Raw genomic sequence first — 19,307 nt, 5'->3', positions numbered from 1 at the left:
ATGAGCGATACACATTTCGTCCGCAAAGAAATGCACCCTGCCCTGCCAACACCAGCAATACGTACTGGTGCGCTCGGATGGATACATCGTTCGTTGTTTGGGAGCCTGAAAGATAGCATCTTTACCATTATGGCTCTGCTTCTCATCGGATGGATGCTGCCGCCCGCAGTAAAGTGGCTTTTCATTGATGCATCATGGTCAGGCAGCGGACGCGAGGCCTGTTCGACGATTGCTCAGGGTGGCATCCAGCCCGAAGGTTGGTCGGGCGCGTGCTGGGCGTTTGTCAATGCAAAGATGGATCAGTTTATTTTCGGTCGTTATCCAATGGATCAGCGCTGGCGTCCGATTGTAGTCTTTGTGCTCTTCGCAGTCCTGTTGATCCCGCTCCTTCGGTCAAAGGTCGGACACAAAGCGCTTAATGCAGCACTTATGTTCCTGCTATTGCCAGTTGTTTCAGTGGTCTTGCTTATTGGTGGTATTTTCGGCTTGCCATATGTCGAAACCTCACTCTGGGGCGGGTTGCTTGTCACGCTGACACTTTCCTTTGTGGGCATTTCTGTATCACTGCCGCTGGGTGTCCTGCTTGCGTTAGGCCGCAGGTCCGGGTTGCCTGTAGTCCGTATTCTTTCAACTGCGTTTATCGAGCTGGTGCGCGGGATACCATTGCTGGCGGTATTGTTCATGGCAAGCGTCGTCTTGCCACTCTTCCTCCCGCAAGGTTTTACCGTCGATAAATTTATCCGCGCATTGTTCGGTGTCTCGCTTTTCGCTTCAGCTTACATGGCTGAAGTGGTACGTGGTGGTCTTCAAGCAATGCCGAAAGGCCAATATGAAGGCGCAGATGCGCTTGGCTTGAACTATTGGCAGAAAATGATCCTCATCGTCCTTCCGCAGGCAATGAAACTGGTGATCCCAGGCATCGTTAACACTTTCATTGGCCTGTTCAAGGATACTTCTCTCGTGACAATTATCGCAATGTTCGACTTGCTCGGGATTGTTCGTCTGAATTTTTCCGACGCAAATTGGGCTTCACCTGTCACTCCAGTGACTGGATTAATATTCGCTGGCTTTGTATTTTGGGTTTTCTGCTTCGCTATGTCGAGATACTCAATGCACATGGAACGAAAGCTCGACACGGGTCATAAACGATAAAAAATAAAGGGAATAATACAAATGAGTGCACAAAGCGCCCTCCCGCAATCCGAACTCGGTGTCGAACTCGACCGTTCAAAGCTGGAAGTCTCGAAGACCGATGTGGCCATCGAGATCAAGAACATGCACAAGTGGTATGGCGAGTTCCACGTTCTGCGTGACATCAACTTGAAGGTCATGCGTGGCGAACGCATCGTCGTTGCTGGCCCTTCGGGTTCCGGCAAGTCAACCATGATCCGTTGCGTCAATCGTCTGGAAGAGCACCAGAAGGGCCAGATCATTGTTGATGGCATTGAGCTCACCAATGATCTCAAGAAGATCGACGAAGTGCGCCGCGAAGTCGGCATGGTGTTCCAGCACTTCAACCTCTTCCCGCATCTGACCATTTTGGAGAACTGCACGCTCGCACCGATCTGGGTTCGCAAAATGCCAAAGAAGCAGGCGGAAGAAATCGCGATGCACTATCTGGCACGCGTGAAAATTCCAGAGCAGGCCAACAAGTATCCGGGCCAGCTTTCAGGCGGTCAGCAGCAGCGTGTGGCGATTGCCCGCGCGCTTTGCATGAGCCCGAAAGTCATGCTGTTCGATGAGCCGACCTCGGCACTTGATCCGGAAATGGTCAAGGAAGTGCTTGATACAATGGTGAGCCTTGCAGATGAAGGCATGACGATGATCTGCGTAACGCATGAAATGGGCTTTGCCCGTCAGGTCGCAAACCGCGTGATCTTTATGGATCAGGGTCAGATCGTTGAGCAGAATTCGCCAGCCGAGTTCTTCGACAATCCGCAGCATGAACGCACCAAGCTGTTCCTCAGTCAGATCCTCCACTAGATCACACACGGTTTGGGGATTGATTTGCTGTCCAGAGAGCTGTGGCAAGAAGGAAAGCTTGCATTTCGTCTCAGGCCACACTCAACTATAAATCAGTGATGAATCAATTATTCGCAAGGGTCTTGCATGGTGACGACAAGCCGGGCTACGGCAGGTGGCAAAGAGGTTACGAAACAGCGCGAACTTGCGTATGCGAGCATTATTGACAAGATGTTGGCGCGTGAGTTTGTGCCGGGGCAGTTTCTCTCTCAGCGCCAGCTTGTGGAAAGCACTGGGCTCCCGCTCGGCCCCATCCGGGAAATTATCCCTCGCCTCGAGTCAGAAGGTCTTCTAACCGCTCTGCCACAGCGTGGAATTCAGATTGCACATGTGGACCTTAACCTTATCCGCGAAGCTTTCCAGTTCAGGCTCGTCATGGAAAAAGAGGCCGTGCAGCTATTTACGCGCAATGCGTCTGATGCTGTCATAAAGTCGCTCCGGGCAGAACATGAAGAGATGCTGACTCTCGCTCAGTCACGCATACTAACGTCCGAGGAGGAAGAGGCGGCACAGCAAATTGACTGGAAAATGCACAACACATTCATAGACGCGATGGGCAATAATATCATCTCGACGGCTTATCGGGTAAACTCAGTTAAAACCAGACTGATAAACCAAGAACGCTATACGATTGAGGGACGCGTCGCTCCCGTCATGCAAGAACATCTGCGCATCATCGATGCTATCGAAACGCGAGATCCCGATAAGGCGATTGAAGCATTATCAGAGCACATAAATAATTCAAAAGCACTTGCGCTAAATGTCTGAAATCAGTTGATTTCTCAATACAACGCCCGTGACTGGATGAAGCCAATCCTGAGATCAGCCAGGTAGCATTCTTTGCTCCATGCCTTGATAGCAGCAAGATCGCTCGCTCTCCGCTATAATCTGTCAGTGACGAGAACGGCGATCAGTCGCTTTAGATACTATGACGGCGATGAACAAATCTTGGAAGCTGGACCGAATAGGAGTTGCCGTTCGACGAATTCGCGCCTTGACATCTTGCAATCTGAGGATCCCAAATCATCTTGCTCTGTAGCCATGTCGTAACGTCCTGGCAGCGAAACTATATTCTCTGCGTACGCTAGCTGCCGCCTCTCTTCTCTGTTTGACGGAAGGCGCGCGGGCTCAACCCAATGGCACTACGAAACATGTAGGTGAAAGCACTGGGCGATTGGTATCCTAGATCGAGCGCTACCGAGCTGATTTTTTTACCTGCGGCTAGTTGGGAAACGGCTTGAAGAATGCGGACTTGCCTCAACCAGCGCGAAGGCGGCATTCCGGTTTCGGCTATAAAAAGCCGCTCGATTGTCTTACGGCTAGCCGAGGCACCAGACAGCCATTGATCAACAGACGTAATCGAGCCCGGATCATCTAGCGCAGCCTGGGCGAGTGCCGTGCTGCGCTTATCCTGCGGCATTGCAATTGAAAGTGGGATGTCTCTGGCAGCCAATATTTCGTGACAGAGCAGGTCATATAAAGCAGCCTCATGTGGCTTTGTGAAACTAGACCGCTCGCTGTTTGGGATAACGCGCATGAGGGCTTGAAGAAGCGGTGTCATCTGAACGATGCGCGCCTCTGTTCCGAGTTTGTCTGCCTCAGCCCGGTTAACGTCGACATAAATGATCTCATTGCTCGAAACATAGCGGAGCCAATGGTCAGCATGAGGCGGTATCCAAACAGCCATAGCGGGATTGAGAAGAAGAACACGGTCGCGCGTTCCAACATACATTGATCCACGAATGGCAGAAAAGAACTGCCCGAAGTCGTGGGTATGCCAGCCGAGGTCTCGTCCTGCCTCCTGGCTCTCAATGTCGCGAATATATCGAGGTCGCATTGCGTCAGGCATCGCTGTGGTACCAAGTGTCGATTTGACGAAATCTAGATAGAGATAGATCAATCGTCGACAGAAAGACAGTGCGTTTTCCGCTATTCTTGCCGTAAACTGGGACAGCGAAGGGACATTGCCGCCATGGTCGCAACTTCAACACACCAGAACGTGGTGACGGATTGGGCCGCTATCGTGATCGTCATATTGAGTGTAACAGCCTTTGCAGTCGCTCAGGGTCTCACCTTTCCGCTCATATCACTTGCGCTTGAAGCAAGAGGCGTGACGGGAAGTTTGATCGGTCTAAATGCCGCCACCTACGCTGCCGGTGCCATTGTCTCTGTTCTGATTATAGATCGGCTCACTGTGAAAGTTCCAGGAAGCCGCTTGATTGTCGCGGCGTTATTTGGCTGCTCGGCCAGTCTCGCGGCCTTCGCGATGACTGACTTGTTGTCAGTCTGGTTCATTGCCCGTTTTACTGTTGGCTTTTGTGCGAGTTTGATCTCAATCCTCAGCGGAGCATGGCTTAACACCGCAACCCCCGACGCCATACGCGGACGGGTATCCGGTTTCTACGGGGCCGGAATGTGTGTGGGATTTGCAGCCGGCCCATTGGCCATTCCGCTTCTGGGCACGAGCAGCGGCGTGGCCTTTACGGTTGTGGCTGGATATATTGCAACGATTGGGTTTGCGTGCGCAGTTTTTAACGGCAGGACGCGCACAGTACCAGAACGCGCGCCAGCTGGCGGTTTGCTACGCTTCATCAGCACGGCGCCTATGCTGGTACTCATTGAGTTAGCTTTCGGCTTCTCGGATATTGCTGCTATATCCGGTATGGCCGTCTACTTTGTTCGCGTCGGTCACTCAGAAGCGTTTGCAGCCTACGCGATCACTGTGCTGTCGCTTCCTACAGCTTTTGCCCAGCCGGTGGTCGGGTGGCTGCTAGACAAGGCTTCGCGGGCCGGTGTGACGATCAGCTGTGGCCTTTTGGGCGCGATCGCATTCCTGATCATTCCATTCCTTCAGTCCCAAACCCTCATTTTGATTATATTTGCCATCATTGGCATCGCGACCTTTGCACTGAGCACTTGCGCCCTCACAATTCTGGGAGAACGTTTTGATGGCGGGATGCTGATAGCGGGAACCGCCAGCTTCTCGCTGGCCTATTCCATCGGCAGCGCAATCGGATCAACGGGCACTGGCCTGCTTCTGGAATGGGTTTCGCCAAGTGCTGTCCCGACAAGCGTTGGCTTAGGTCTGCTTGCTTTCACGATACTAATTCTTTTTAAAAGACCATAATTTGCAGAAGCGTACTAAGCCTGGGGAAATCAACGATTGCGCATAAAATCGAAGAGTTTCCATTCACCATTTTACAGACATTGGCTGCAATGAAGCGGCACAACCGCTTTAAGAAGCGTGTGAATGACAAGCAAAACACCGAAAAGGAGGTTTAAAGCGGCGTACACGCAAGCACCGATACGCATTTATGTCGGTGACGATTTCAATCAGATCCGGGTTGATGAGCTTCATCGCCACTCTATCTTGGACAGGCTGAGCGTGAATGTGATATTTTAGGTACATCAGTGCGACAAAGGCTTCGGCTTATATTCTTGTTGCAAATAATGAGAGCAGCGACCTCGTCTTGCAGAAGCCTCTGTTTTGCAAAGATAAAAGATGAGTTTCCAATACATATTTTATTTGATTGCTTGGAATTCTTCTAAATCACTGTGATTGCGCAATATTTTTCAGACCATTAATGCGTGAGAGAGCTTCTGCGAATTTGCAGATGTCACGATTTATGCCCTGTACGGAGTGCGCGAAGGAATGACTTCCCGATTGTGGGATCTGACAGAACTCTATGAAAGTGAGCAGAGCGGTCTGCGGGCTTTTGTGCGTCGTATTGTTGGAAACTCTGCCACTGCGGAGGATGTCGTTCAACAAGCTTTCCTGAACCTCCTTTCCCGCTATGATGATACGGCACAGGCGCCAGGTCCCGCTTATGTGAAGCGGACAGCGCGCAATCTTGCGCTTAATCACCTACGCGATTCCCGTCGAAGGGCGGATGTCGAAGTCGCGGTGGATGAGCCGGAGAGATTCGCTGATTCAAGACCTTCGCCGGAAATGACTGTGCTTTATCGCAGTGAGCTTCATCGTCTTTTACATTCGATTACGCAGCTTCCGCCCCGTCGACGCGAAGCCTTTGTTCTCAACAGAATTGAAGGATTGAGTTATGACGAGGTGGCCGAACGTATGGGAATTTCGCGAAATACTGTTATAACGCAAATTGTTGCAGCCTTGGCTGAACTCGACCGACGGCTTTCAGAATAATAATAAGCGGGACATCAAGGCGCGCATGACGGAGTTTGAAACCGATCCGGTTTATATGAAAGCGCTGGAATGGTTTGTCCTGTTGCAGGATAAAAGCGTCAGCGCTGATGACCGGCGTGCGTTCTCGGCATGGATTGATTCTGATCCTGCACATCGGATGGCCTATGAGCGTGCGCAAACGCTATGGCAACGCTTTGACACAGTTAAGCCTGAATATGACCGGTTCCGTCGATCGGGTCATCCATCGGCTCGACGTGTGGGTCGGCGTGGCGTGGTTTTGGGCGGAATTGCAGCTCTCGTTCTCATTACAAATGCCTATCTCATGTCGCGCGACGGTCGTTTTGCCACTTATCAAACAAGTGTCGGCGAACGCCGCAGCTTTAGGCTTGCCGATGGCAGCTCTGTGGAGCTGGGAAGCTATTCGGCTCTTTCTGTCGATTTTTCGGAGAATACCCGCAATCTTGTGCTCCATGAGGGACAGGGATTCTTTCAGGTCGCCTCCGATCCGTCACGTCCCTTTGTAGTTAGTGCCAATGGAGGCACGATAACCGCCCTCGGGACTGTTTTTGACGTGAAACTGCTAGATCAAGCAGTCACAGTATCAGTTATCGAACACGCGGTTTCTGTGGCGTTCGATCAGGGTACACCCGTGCGCCTTAATGAGGGTTGGCAACTGAGCTATGGGGGCGATGAAGCAACTTTCCCTCATCGCGCTGACCCGCAGACGGTGGAAGCATGGCGGAACGACCGGATCATCTTTGAGGATGTTCCGCTGCGCCGGGTACTCAGCGAGTTGGAACGTTATCGTCGCGGAAGGATTTTCCTCACCGACTCTGAAATCGGCAATATGCCAGTGACCGCCATTTTCGATACGCGTGATGCCGAAGCGGCTCTTGCGACCATTGCCGAAGCCTTGCCGGTTAGGGTGCTCAACGGTTTAGGCTGGATAACTGTCGTTACACGGCGATAGTAACTGAATCAGAAAAATCAGATTTTTTACGAAGGCGATCATTAGATCGTGTTTCCGAGGTGTCTATTCCTCTGAGGGCTGCGCGGCGGCCATGAATTAACAGGAAAATCCTGCCAAACGCAGGGGCGTCAGACATCGAGGATTAAACTATGCGCGTCGATATGAAGAGCCAACTTCGGAACTGTAACAGCCAGGGTTCTCAGGCTCTTCTTAAAACCGGCTTCTCTGTGCATTTGCTTGCAGCCAGTGCGCTGGTAGCGATTACGGCACTCGCACCAAGTACCGTTTGGGCGCAAGTTGCAGGAAATGGCCAGGTGCAGCGCACGTCATTTGACATTCCAGCACAGCCGCTTTCCTCAGCCCTGGTTCAATACTCAAACAAAACCGGCGTCCAGCTGTTCTTTGACGCAAATATTGTGCGTGGCAAAAACTCAGCAGGTGCACAAGGTTCTCTGACACGTACAGAAGCGTTGAGCCGGATTATCTCCGGCTCTGGTCTCAGCTATAGCCTGCAAAGCAATACGGTCACGATATCGGCGCAGCAATCTAGCAATCCGAGCGGCGTTGCGCCCGACGGTGCTTTGGTGCTCAACACGATCACGGTTGAAGGAAATGCCGGTCAGAGCGCATTTGGTCCCGTCGACGGCTATTTCGCGCCCAGCACTTCATCTGCAACCAAAATGGATACGCCACTGATTGAAACACCGCAGTCAATCACGGTTGTTACTGCCGATCAGGTGCGAGATCAGAAAGCCACATCGATCGCCCAGACACTGAGTTATACGCCTGGTGTCTCCGCGCAATCAGGCTCATTCAGCCGGATGGTTGATGATTTGACCATTCGTGGGTTCAATGTAGCTTCCGGCAACAGTGGAACTTTGCGCGATGGTATGAAACTGCAATCCAACGTTTATGACGGTGGGCAAGAGCCCTACGGATTAGAACGAGTAGAAGTTCTGCGCGGTGCCTCCTCAGTTCTCTATGGGCAACTTTCTCCGGGTGGTGTAGTCAATGGTGTTTCCAAGCGCCCTACCGATAAGCCTTTGCATGAAGTCAATGTTGAATATGGCAGCTATAATCGCAAGCAGCTCTCGGCCGATTTCGGGGGCCCAATTACCAATGATGGCAGTCTGACCTATCGTTTAACGGGCCTATTCCGCGATGCGGACAACTGGGTCGATCATACTCCAGACGACAAGTTTTACATCGCGCCAGCTTTGACGTGGAAGCCGGATGAGGCGACATCGCTTACCGTGCTTGGCAGCTATCAGCGTATCAAAACTGGTTTTGCCACTCCACTTCGTTATGAAGATGTCAGCCAGCAGACTATTCCGAGCGATCGTTTTCTGGGAATTGAAGGCTTCGATAAATACAACGTCGATATGTATACAATTGGTGGATTGTTCGAGCACCAATTTGAAAATGGCGTGAAGTTGCGTAGCAACAATCGCTATTTTCATTCTGACGTTGAGTGGAACTACATGTTCGGCAATCTGACTCCGTCAAGCAATGGAAAGCTTACGCGTCTTGCGAGTGAACGTTTTGAGGCGTCGTATGGCGCGACCTCTGACACGTCTCTTGAATATACCTTCAACACGGGTTCGATCGAACATAAAGTTATAGGTGGTTTCGACTATTATCGACGGTCATATGATTCAAATCGATACAGAGGCACAGCTTATAGCGTGCTCGATCTTGAAACAGGCCAATACACTGGTAGCCCTGCAGTGAGTCACGCCGTCAATCGCGGTCAGAGAGCATTAGGTAATCAATACGGGCTTTATCTACAGGACCAAATTAATTTTGACGAGCATTGGACGTTGTTGCTTGGTGGCAGACATGACTGGTCTGAGAGCACAACGACGAATTATCAAAATGGAAAGGTCACAGATCAGAAGAATAACGCATTCACCGGACGAGCTGGTCTCGTCTATCTTTTTGATAGCGGTGTAGCCCCTTATGTAAGCGTTAGCCAGTCATTTGATCCGCAAATCGGAGCAGATGTAAACGGTGATGCTCTTGAGCCGAACAAGGGACTGCAATACGAAGCTGGCATTCGCTATCAACCAGATGGAACCAATCTCATGTTGAGCGCTGCAGTGTTCGACCTGACCCAAAAAAATGTGGTTACCTACAATTCTTTCGGTGAGGCGTTTCAACAAGGTGAAGTTCACTCGCGCGGCCTCGAACTGGAAGCTAGAGGGCAAGTTGGGGATCTTGGCCTGATTGCAGCCTATACTTTTACCGATGCGACGATCGAACAAAGCGCTAGACCCTACGAAATCGGAGAGCAGGTCGCCCTCGTTCCACGCCATAGTTTCTCACTTTGGGCTGATTATGACCTTGATAAGATCGGCGTGACCGGGGTGAATGTCGGAGCAGGTCTTCGTTATGTTGGAAAAACCAACTTGCCGGATATGGAGCAGGATGTCCCAGGCTACACGATGGTCGATGCGATGATGCGGTTCGATTTGGGTGCCTTTAAAAACGAACTTGAGGGGACCTCTTTGACGATCAATGCACGCAATCTTTTCGACAAAAAGTATTACACATGCGTTGCTCAGGACGGATGCCGCTATGGCGAGCCGCTTACAGTCACAGCGACTCTCGGATATAAATGGTAATCGATAGAAGCATCACGCGTCGAGAATTACTTGGGGCGGCATTAGCCGCTCCTTTCGCGTTTGTTAGTACGACCGGCAAAACCGACCAATCAGGCGATACATCGTCGATTTCACGCATTGTCAGCATGGATTTGCTGTTAACTGAATTACTTGTGACGCTGGGCCAACAACCGGTGGCAACGGCTAATGTCCCGCTTTATCAACGTCTTGTGGGCGATCCGGTACTTGATAGCGATGTTGCTGATCTTGGCCCACTGAACGAGCCAAATATCGAATATATGTTCTCACTAAGACCTGATCACATATTGATCGCTGACTGGCAGGCTCCCTCTCTCGATGCCCTTAGAAAAGTCGCCCCAGTCACAGCGTACCCGGTCTTTGCGGGCAAGACCCCCGCCGTTGACCATGTTCAGGCGCTTCTTCGCCAAATTGCCAAACAGACAGATTGTTCTGCGGTTGCAGACCAAGCAATCAATGACTGCGAACGTGCAATCAGTGCAGCGTCGCGCTCACTTACTGGCTTTGACCGCCCGGTTTACGTCTGCCGCTTCAATCGTGACGGCCGAAATCTAGCTATATTCGGCGGCAATGGTTTGATCGGTGATATGCTAAAGCGCCTTGATTTGCAAAATGCTTTTACTGGCCGCGTGAATGCATCTGGTGTTACATCGGCTGCGCTCAACCGTCTTACGGAGAATTCTGAAGCAGTCATTGTCCACTTTGACAGAGGTTCAGAAACAGACGCGGCGTTAGAAAGGCTCTCACAAAATCCGATCTGGAATGCTTTTCCGGCGGTGCGTGCCGGTCGCGTTCTTCGTATGCCTGTAATCTATCCCAATGGGGGTGTGCGTTCTGCTGAACGATTGGCCATACAATTGAGCGAAGGGCTTTCCCATGCCTAAAGCCACCTCCACTGCAGCGTCGCAACCTGAAACCCCTCGCAATAAAAGTATCGCCCTTGGAAGTTCTCTGATTGTTCTGGGGCTTGTCCTTTTCGCTCTTAACCTTCGGCAAAGTGGGGCCTGGCCTGTCACTATTAGGGCGATGTTTATTCCCGATGACGCGCGGCTTACTGAAATGCTCGTTCATTATGGCTATTTGCCACGTGTAATGGTCGCTATTCTAGCTGGTTTACTGCTTGGTCTGTGCACAACGCTACTGCAGCAGGTGCTCTCCAATCCGCTCGCCGAGCCTGGCACTTTAGGCATTTTCTCGGCTTCACGCCTTGCCGTTGCTATGACGATCCTCTTCCTTCCCCTCGCGGCAAACTCTGGGTTTATTCTTCCCTCACTGATTGGCAGCAGCATTGCGCTGGCAATCATTCTACTTCTCACTCGCGCAGAACGGTTCGCTCCGCTCAGGATCGTCCTCTACGGAATGGTGCTTTCGCTTTGTTTTGAAGCCGTAACTGCAATGCTATTGATTGCGCATTTTGAAGATCTAGGTGAACTGATCGTCTGGCAATCGGGATCTTTGTCACAGAATAGCTGGCATGTGGCGCTGCTGCTTTTGGGTTCAGTTCTGGCTCTCACCTCGGTGGCTTTTCTGCTGTTGCGCCCTTTGACGACGATGGGTGTCGACGAAAAGGTGGCAACCAGCCTGGGTTCATCACCTAAACTCATCCGGGGGATCGCTTTGGTCGCGGCGGTTGTCGGATCAGCGATTGTAGTTGCTGCGTGCGGCGTGATTGCGTTTATAGGCCTTGGCGGCGCAGCGATAGCCCAGTTTTCTGGAGCAAGGCGGTTCCAAGATCGGTTGATTGCGGCACCACTGATTGCGGCCGGGCTGTTGCTGACGACTGATCAACTGATGGTCTTCCTTCTGCCCTCGATTGATATCCCAGCGGGCAGCGTGACGGCAGTCCTTGGTGCGCCATTGCTCTTGATCATTCTGCGAAAATCAAGATCGTTGGGCGTCCAGATATCAACTTTAACTTCAGCCGCCTCAATCAACCGCCCCGATTACGGATTTCTCATAGTTAGCCTTTTTGCACTGCCGGCTTTGACGATATTGGTCCTCTTTATCGGCCGAAATCCGGAAGGCTGGTATATTCTGACGCCCAGTGAATGGAGAAGCTATTTTGACTGGAGGGTACCGCGCACAATAGCTGCAGCTGCGAGCGGGGCCATGCTTGCGACTTCGGGATGTCTCATGCAACGTATGACCGGCAATCCGATGGCAAGTCCTGAATTACTGGGGGTTTCCTCTGGAGCAGCGCTCCTGATGATCCCGGTTGTCCTGTTTTTGCCGCCGCTCGGTCGATCAGAAACTATTATAATTGCGGCGCTCGGCAGCATATTTTTTCTCTCCCTCTCCCTTCGTTTGACGGCAAGATCCGGTTTTTCGCCGGAAAGACTGCTGATGACCGGCATTGCAATCACGGCGCTTTCTGGCTCTGTCATGTCAATTGTGATTTTCCTTGGGGATATGAGACTGACCCGATTGCTGGGCTGGATGTCGGGGTCGCTTTATTCAGTCCGCATGTCCGACGCTTTGATCGCATCAGCAATCTGTTTGACCGGCCTTTGCATGGCATTGCTACAACAGCGTTGGATCGAGATCCTGCCACTCGGCCAACAAGTCTCCCGTTCACTAGGCTTAAGGTTGAGCAGAGCGCGTCTGCTGATAATTCTTCTGACTGGCATTATGACAGGAACCTCCATTCTCCTTATTGGCCCAATCAGCTTTATTGGTTTGCTGGCGCCGCATATTGCTCGATTAACTGGCCAGCAAAGGCCGGCCCCTTTTTTGCTTGCTTCAGCCATGTTGGGTGCTGCCATCCTTACACTAGCAGACTGGGTGGGCAGGTATGTCGCGTTTCCTTGGGAAATACCAGCCGGGCTAATCGCCACGTTTGTTGGTGGTTTCTTTGTCTGCGCGGTAGCAGGTCGCCGATGATCAAAATTCTTGGTGATCAGTTTACAGGACCACTTGCCGAACTGGCTGAGACGCTTTTTTTGATGGTTGAAACGGCGCCAGATTTTGAGCCCGCACTTTCAATATTCACTGCAAGTCGCTTAGATAGCGTTTTGAAAAAATTCTCTACCCGGTATGAGGAGCCTGAGCCGCGCGCGGTGGCTTCGCAATGGTCTAAACTTTACTTCTCTCGGCTTATTTTACCCGCCGCCGCAGCCGTAATCCTGTTTGATTGGAAGCTTGAGCTTGATCTTTCAACCATGCGGATCGCTCTGGATGACGATGGCGGTAATATGCGTTTTGGTTTGCGCTCAAAGGGCACAAAGCAAACCCCGCTCAACTCCAAGGACCGTTTTTCTTTTCTTGTTGACGCGCACCTTAGCCATGTCATTCCAATACTGTCGGAAGTCAGCGGATTGCCGCGCAAGGTTCTTTGGAGCAATGCCGGAAATATTCTTGAAACTGTGGTGCAGCGTTGCACTGCGTTCCAAGGCCCCGAACACCAGGGCGTCCGGGACGGGCAACACTATCTTGCAACGCGCCGTTTTGACGACAATTCACTCAATCCGCTATTCGAACCGGTGCGATACACTTGCCATAACGCAGAAACGCAACGCAAACGTCGCATTTGCTGCTTGCGTTATTTCATCCCCAGTTTATCGATCTGCAAAACCTGCCCTTTGGAAAAAGATTAGTCGGCCCCAATATCGGGCCTGCCCTTCGTCGAGTGGCTGCAGTGGAGCGGCTGACGGTATAGCGTCCCGAGGGATATATCTTTCTCAGTGAAATCCGTTCATTATGGTGCTAGGAAATAATCGCGTGGGAATTCAGACCAAAAAAAGCCGCGCTTCAGCCTGAACTCACCGTGTTGAAATCAACAGTCAGCCGACGCAAAGGTGGGTGTCGACAAATGAGCGTGCATGCTGTGCAAGTTCAAATCCGTCAGTCCAGGTATCGCGCCAGATAGCGAGATCGTTCGAAAGCCCTTCAGCAATCACTGCCGACGAAAAGGACTCAAATGTAATGGGCCCCTTATAGCCAATATCCACCAGTGCATGAAAGAAGCCCGTGAAGTCTATATGACCTGACCCCAGATAGCCGCGATGGTTTTCACCTATATGGATATATCCCAACCGCTCACCAACTTCATGCAGCGGACGGATCAAGTTATCCTCTTCGATATTCATGTGATAAGTATCAAGATGGATAACCATATTGTCGGCACCGATCTCATCAGCCAATGACAACGCCTGTCTTGCTGTATTGACGAGATGGGTTTCATAGCGGTTACAGACTTCAAGACCCAGTGTGATGCCGAGTTTGCTGGCATCATTTGCCAGATCCTTGATAACAGCGACAGCATTCTCGCGCCCTCTTGCGCTTGCTGGTTTGCCATACTTGCCAAGAGCACTATAAAGCGCGCCAGTGAGTAATTTTCCGCCCAATCCATGTGTTGCGATCAGCGACTGACGCAATAGTTCTGCACCTTTGCGAACCACGGATGTGTCATCGCTTGAAACATCGGCATCAAATGCCAGCCCGCGCGAGCAGACAATCGAAAGGTCCGATGCGCTTAGGACAGAGCGTGCATGCTCGACGTCAAGATTATCAAGGTCATGCAACGAGAGCTCGAGCAAATCGTAACCGGCCTCCACACTGCGCTTAGCAGCCAGTTCAATTGAAGCTTTTGATGTATCACCGGTCCACACCAATGCATGAACGCCAATCAGATTGTCATAGGTTTTCATCATGCATTCTCCCTCGAACAGTTTTGTACATCGACCCAGCCGTTTGCGGCTTGATTGGATCGGATGCAGGCATCAATGAAATAAAGGCCGTTCAAGCCATCTTCGATCGTCGGATAGGCAATCTTACTCGGATCGCTGATGCGCTGCTGATGGCAGCGAATGGCAGTGGCTGCGGATTTGTAAATATTGCCGAACGCTTCCAGAAATCCTTCAGGATGGCCGGGAGGAACTCGAGCCGAACTCGTATTTCCATAGCTTGCGCCAGCGCCAGCACGCGTCAGCATGCTGCGTGGTTGACCGGCTTTACAATACCAGAGCCGGTTCGGATCTTCCTGTGACCATTCAAGTGAGCCTTTGGTACCGAAGATACGACAATTCAGACGATTTTCATTACCAATGGCAACCTGGCTGATCCAAAATTGTCCCTTCGCGCCATTCTCGTAGCGCAGCAGGATCGAGGCATTATCGTCAACCCTGCGACCTTTGATAAAAGATGTGAGATCCGCGCACAATTGTCCAGGCGTAAGCCCGGTCACGTAGGATGCAAGATTATATGCATGGGTTCCAATATCACCTATTGATCCGCCTGCGCCCGCCTTTTGTGGATCGGTACGCCATTCAGCCGCTTTGGAGCCGTGCAACTCGACAGGTTCACTCAGCCAGTCCTGAACATATTCGCAATTAACGAAACGAATATCGCCCAGTTCACCAGAGAGTACCATGTCCCGCATCTGCCGCACCATGGCATTGCCTGTATAATTGTGTGTGAGGAAAAACAATCCAGGTGCGTTTCGAACGATATCGACAAGTGCTACCGCATCTTCCAGCCTGGATGTAACAGGCTTATCGCAAATAACGTGAAATCCGCCCTCAAGACAGGCCTTCACCGCTGCAAAATGCAGGTGGTTTGGAGTGGCAATTGCCATGACCTCCGCACCGTCTGGTCTGCTTTTCTCTCCGTCAATCAGGGCTTGCACGGTGTCATAAACACGGTCCTGCGCAATACCGAAGGAGGCTGCGGACTTCAGGTTGCGTTCGGGATCCGAACTGAAATCGCCTGCGACCAGCTCAAACTCGTTATCAAGGCGGGCGGCAATGCGGTGCACATTGCCGATTAGGGCACCTTCTCCACCACCGATCATCGCCAATCTAATCTTCTGCATGATTTTCTCCCCATCACCAGTTTGGGATTTAGCCGTTGCACGGAACAACAGATTCGCGCACGCGCATATCCGTCATATGCGTAACGTGTGACAGCGGGCGTTCAGGTTCGCCAATTCGCTGCATAAGAAGCTGCCATGCGCTATCCACCATAGCATTGATGGGCTGCGCGACTGTACTGATTGTCGGTTTGAGCACCGTCATCCAATCGGAATCGTCGAAACCCAGCAACGACAAATCGCGTGGAATTTCCAGTCCTGCCTGTCGTGCCGCCTTGATTGCCCCAAGCGTGGCAATATAGGCAGACGCAAACATTGCAGTCGGTGGCTTTTGACTAAACACTTGTTGCTGCAAGGATTGACGGCACTCCTCTATTGTGACGCCTGCATAGATCACCTTTACCCGGTCCGAGAGACCGGCCTCTGTCATCGCGCGTCGATAGCCTTCGACACGCTGGTTCATATGAACAAGAGTATCGCGCGTTGCGACAAAGGTTATGTCACTATGTCCCTTTTCAATAAGATGGGATGTCCCTGCCCGGGTTGCTGCGATATTGTCGATCGCAACCGTATCGAAATCAGGCAGTTCTGCGCCACGATCCACCAGCACAGTTGGGACAGAACGGATCAGCGAACAACCACTTGAAGATATTTCCTCATCACTGAGAAAAACAATCATTCCATCCACCTGACGGGCAACCAGGGTATCGATAAGATCGGTCTGCGTTGCCAGAAGCTCATTGCTGTTCATCAGCAAAAGCTGCATTCCATGCTGCATGGCGATGGTGCCTGCACGCTGCACAAATTCCGAGAAGAACGGGTTGGTGATATCAGGCACGATAATCCCGATGGAGTTGGTCCGTCCCTGCCGCAGGCTGGAGGCGACAAAATTTGGCTTGTAGTTCATCTCCTCTACAGCTGCGAGAACTGTTTTCCTAAGATGTTGATGTACAAACTTGCGACCGGTCAACACATTGGAAACGGTGCTGGGCGCAACACCTGCATACTTAGCAACGTCCTGAATAGTGACCGGCCTGCTAGCCTTTGGCGGGGTTTTTCGTGTCATGATTTCAGGCAACAGCTCCTGTTTACTTCTTGGTGGCGATCAATCGATCCAGCGTAACCGCTACAATGATGAGGCCCCCCATGACAACCAATTGATAGAATGTGGGAACCCGCATCAGATTGAGACCGTTGCTGATCGTTCCGATAATGAGGCCACCGATCACCACCGATGGAATGCGGCCCTTCCCGCCAAAAAAGCTTGTTCCACCAATGATGGCAGAAGCGATTGCAAACGTTTCAAAGCCAGTCCCTGCAGCAGGTTCAGCTGCACCAAGACGTGCCGTACTCAATACGCCAGCAAGGCCTGCACAAAGGCCGGAAATCATAAACACAATCAGCGTATGGCGCTTGACATTAATGCCCGAAAAGAAGGCCGCTTCGCGGTTACCGCCAATCGCATAAATGTTACGGCCAAGTCGTGTCTGCTGTGTGAGGTACCAAAGAATAGCAGCCATACCAAAAGCAACGATTACCGGCACAGGGACCCATAGGATGGTACCTGCAAAAGTGTCCGTAAAACTATATGGAAAACCAAACACCGGGCTGGCGCCGGAAATAATCAGCGTTATGCCACGGAAAATGGCGTTGGTACCCAAGGTGATGATGAATGGATGCAAACCCGTAAAGTTGACAAGAAGGCCGTTGAATGCCCCAAGGCTAAGCCCTACCCCCGCGCCGCCAATGATCGCTGCACTATAGGGATCAAAGCCTGCGAGCAACAATTTTCCGGTCACAATACCCGCCAGAGCCAAAATAGAGCCGACAGAAAGATCGATACCCGCAATCAGGATAGGGAAGAACTCGCCCAACGCCAAAAGGATCGTGATCGAGCTTTGCAGCATGATCTGAACTAGATTCTGGCGACGCAGGAAATATTCAGGTGAAAGGACACTAAAGAGGACGAGAATGACTACCAGAATGCACAGTGTACCGTATCTGTCCCAGTTTTCCTGAAATTTTCTCATGATGCTGCTCCACCAATTGCGTGGCTTAAGAGTGTTTCTTCGGTTGCGCTATGTCCGTCGACGATCGTGGCAATGCTGCCATCACGATAGACAGCGATGCGGTCACAGACACCAAGCACCTCCGCAAGTTCCGAAGACACGACGATAATAGCCTTGCCCTGCAATGCCAGTTGTCGGATGATGGCGTAGATTTCAGCTTTGGCACCAACATCAATACCGCGTGTCGGCTCATCAAAGATGATCAGATCGGGTTCCGTCGCCATCCATTTGGCAACAATGACTTTTTGCTGATTACCGCCGGAAAGTTCGGTCACCATCTGGTCGACAGACGAACTTTTGACCGCAAGTTTCTTCCGCTCTATTTCCGCGAGCCTGCGATCTTCATGTCTATTTACCACCGCACCCATGCCACCGAGCGGCGCATCCTTCACACGCTTGGAAATGATAATGTTTTCCAGGATAGTAAAATTTTGAAAAAAGCCGCTTTTTCTGCGGTTCTCAGTAATGAACGCCATCCCGTTCTTTAAAGCCTCGGATGGTGATTGGGGCGTAATATCCCGGCCATTCAGTTCGATTTTGCCGGATGATCGCTTATCTGCCCCAAACAGGCATTCCATAAGTTCCGTACGACCTGAACCGATCAGACCTGCAAAGCCAAATACTTCGCCATGGCGCACTTGAAAACTCACGTCGCAGACACGGTCATTGGTTGCAGACGTGACATGACTGACTTTGAGAACCACGGGCGATTCATCGGTGAGCGCCTGATTGGTATAATTATGAATGAGCGCGCGGCCAACCATCATCTGCACCAAATCCTCATTGGTGAAGTCAGCGATCAATCCTGTGCCATTGGAGCTACCATCTTTGAGTACCGTGAAACGGTCGCCAATCTGACGCACTTCATCGAATTTGTGAGAAATGAACAATATTGCCATTCCCTCCTGACGAAGCTGGCTGACCAGTTGCAGAAGGTTCTGAATCTCGACGCGTGTGAGTGAGGATGTCGGCTCGTCCATCACCAGAACTTTGACGTTGCCCATCAACGCTTTGGCGATTTCTAGAATTTGCTTATGTGCAATCGGCAGATCACCGGCCCGCCGGTCAAGATTAATATTGATCTTAAGTTTGGCAAGAATTGCCTGGGCTCGCGTGCGCATCAGTGTCCAGTCGATCTTGGACACAAGAAGGTTTCGCTTGACGGGAAGATTGCCAACAAACAGATTTTCGAGCGCAGAGAGCTCATCAATAATGCTGAGTTCCTGATAGATAATGGAAATGCCCGCCTGTGCAGCCTGACCCGGCGTCAGGCGCGTATGGGTTTCATCACCAATTTTGATTTCACCACTCGTTGGCGCGAAAACACCGGACAAAACCTTCATCAACGTTGATTTGCCAGCACCATTTTCACCCAAAAGCACATGAACTTCCCCGACGTGAATATCGAGATTTACGCCTTTCAAGGCTTGAATACCGCCGAATGACTTCGCGATGTTGCGCATCTCGATAAGAGGACGCGATAGTTCGTCGCCAGAATCCGGCATGAGACTCTCCCCGATTTAGGCTCTGTTGAAAATTGGGGTACGGTCAAATTCTCTGTTTTTCGCATTGTGCACCGCAAACGTGCTTCACACCTTTGCTCAGAAAACTCAGACCGCACCCCATATTCTGACTTTTTGCG

General features: G+C 51.3%; 16 protein-coding genes. 10 read left to right on the top strand and 6 right to left on the bottom strand.

Features of this window, described 5'->3' with window-relative positions; all coding sequences use genetic code 11:
• From KMS41_21030 to KMS41_21020, 3 genes are all read left to right on the top strand, one after another.
• Nucleotides 1–1,152: an amino acid ABC transporter permease gene (locus tag KMS41_21030; protein QWK81047.1), complete on the top strand. Its 1,152-nt coding sequence runs from the start codon at nt 1–3 to the stop codon at nt 1,150–1,152.
• Between the two features lie 21 nt (nt 1,153–1,173).
• Complete coding sequence (locus tag KMS41_21025) at nt 1,174–1,983, top strand: amino acid ABC transporter ATP-binding protein (protein QWK81046.1); 810 nt, start codon at nt 1,174–1,176, stop codon at nt 1,981–1,983.
• Between the two features lie 126 nt (nt 1,984–2,109).
• Entirely contained in the window at nt 2,110–2,790 is a 681-nt protein-coding gene (locus KMS41_21020) for a GntR family transcriptional regulator (GenBank protein QWK81045.1), read from the top strand.
• 316 nt (nt 2,791–3,106) lie between these two features.
• On the opposite strand, the gene KMS41_21015 is transcribed toward KMS41_21020, so the two are convergent.
• A complete protein-coding gene (locus tag KMS41_21015) occupies nt 3,107–3,871 on the bottom strand; it encodes an AraC family transcriptional regulator (protein ID QWK81044.1) in 765 nt (254 codons plus the stop codon).
• A gap of 123 nt (nt 3,872–3,994) precedes the next feature.
• Between KMS41_21015 and KMS41_21010 the strand changes: the two genes are divergently transcribed.
• From KMS41_21010 to fhuF, 7 genes are all read left to right on the top strand, one after another.
• Nucleotides 3,995–5,149, top strand: coding sequence for an MFS transporter (locus KMS41_21010; GenBank protein ID QWK81043.1), 1,155 nt, complete (start codon nt 3,995–3,997; stop codon nt 5,147–5,149).
• A gap of 525 nt (nt 5,150–5,674) precedes the next feature.
• Nucleotides 5,675–6,178, top strand: a complete 504-nt coding sequence (locus KMS41_21005) for a sigma-70 family RNA polymerase sigma factor (GenBank protein QWK81042.1) — start codon at nt 5,675–5,677, stop codon at nt 6,176–6,178.
• Nucleotides 6,179–6,203: 25 nt separating this feature from the next.
• Entirely contained in the window at nt 6,204–7,148 is a 945-nt protein-coding gene (locus KMS41_21000) for a FecR family protein (GenBank protein ID QWK81041.1), read from the top strand.
• 149 nt (nt 7,149–7,297) lie between these two features.
• A complete protein-coding gene (locus KMS41_20995; GenBank protein QWK81040.1) occupies nt 7,298–9,772 on the top strand; it encodes a TonB-dependent siderophore receptor in 2,475 nt (824 codons plus the stop codon).
• Nucleotides 9,766–10,674 (top strand): ABC transporter substrate-binding protein, encoded by a 909-nt coding sequence (locus tag KMS41_20990; GenBank protein ID QWK81039.1) that lies wholly within the window; start codon nt 9,766–9,768, stop codon nt 10,672–10,674. The genes KMS41_20995 and KMS41_20990 overlap by 7 nt, the downstream gene beginning before the upstream one ends.
• Nucleotides 10,667–12,670: a Fe(3+)-hydroxamate ABC transporter permease FhuB gene (gene fhuB, locus KMS41_20985; protein QWK81038.1), complete on the top strand. Its 2,004-nt coding sequence runs from the start codon at nt 10,667–10,669 to the stop codon at nt 12,668–12,670. Before KMS41_20990 ends, fhuB begins: the two co-directional genes overlap by 8 nt.
• A complete protein-coding gene (fhuF, locus tag KMS41_20980) occupies nt 12,667–13,383 on the top strand; it encodes a siderophore-iron reductase FhuF (GenBank protein QWK81037.1) in 717 nt (238 codons plus the stop codon). Before fhuB ends, fhuF begins: the two co-directional genes overlap by 4 nt.
• A 186-nt stretch (nt 13,384–13,569) precedes the next feature.
• On the opposite strand, the gene KMS41_20975 is transcribed toward fhuF, so the two are convergent.
• Genes KMS41_20975 through KMS41_20955 form a run of 5 tightly spaced genes read right to left on the bottom strand, consistent with a single transcriptional unit; the run spans nt 13,570 to nt 19,170 of the window.
• Entirely contained in the window at nt 13,570–14,439 is an 870-nt protein-coding gene (locus KMS41_20975) for a sugar phosphate isomerase/epimerase (protein QWK81036.1), read from the bottom strand.
• The gene (locus tag KMS41_20970) at nt 14,436–15,599 is read right to left on the bottom strand and encodes a Gfo/Idh/MocA family oxidoreductase (GenBank protein ID QWK81035.1); all 1,164 of its coding nucleotides are present in this window, start codon (nt 15,597–15,599) and stop codon (nt 14,436–14,438) included. The genes KMS41_20975 and KMS41_20970 overlap by 4 nt, the downstream gene beginning before the upstream one ends.
• A gap of 28 nt (nt 15,600–15,627) precedes the next feature.
• Nucleotides 15,628–16,662: a LacI family transcriptional regulator gene (locus tag KMS41_20965; GenBank protein QWK81034.1), complete on the bottom strand. Its 1,035-nt coding sequence runs from the start codon at nt 16,660–16,662 to the stop codon at nt 15,628–15,630.
• Nucleotides 16,663–16,684: 22 nt separating this feature from the next.
• Nucleotides 16,685–17,626, bottom strand: a complete 942-nt coding sequence (gene alsC, locus KMS41_20960; GenBank protein QWK81033.1) for a D-allose ABC transporter permease — start codon at nt 17,624–17,626, stop codon at nt 16,685–16,687.
• The gene (locus KMS41_20955) at nt 17,623–19,170 is read right to left on the bottom strand and encodes an ATP-binding cassette domain-containing protein (protein QWK81032.1); all 1,548 of its coding nucleotides are present in this window, start codon (nt 19,168–19,170) and stop codon (nt 17,623–17,625) included. The genes alsC and KMS41_20955 overlap by 4 nt, the downstream gene beginning before the upstream one ends.
• Between the last annotated feature and the right edge of the window lie 137 nt (nt 19,171–19,307).

This window comes from Ochrobactrum sp. BTU1, from assembly GCA_018798825.1.
GTDB lineage: Bacteria > Pseudomonadota > Alphaproteobacteria > Rhizobiales > Rhizobiaceae > Brucella.
This window is presented reverse-complemented; position numbering and strand designations above follow the sequence as displayed.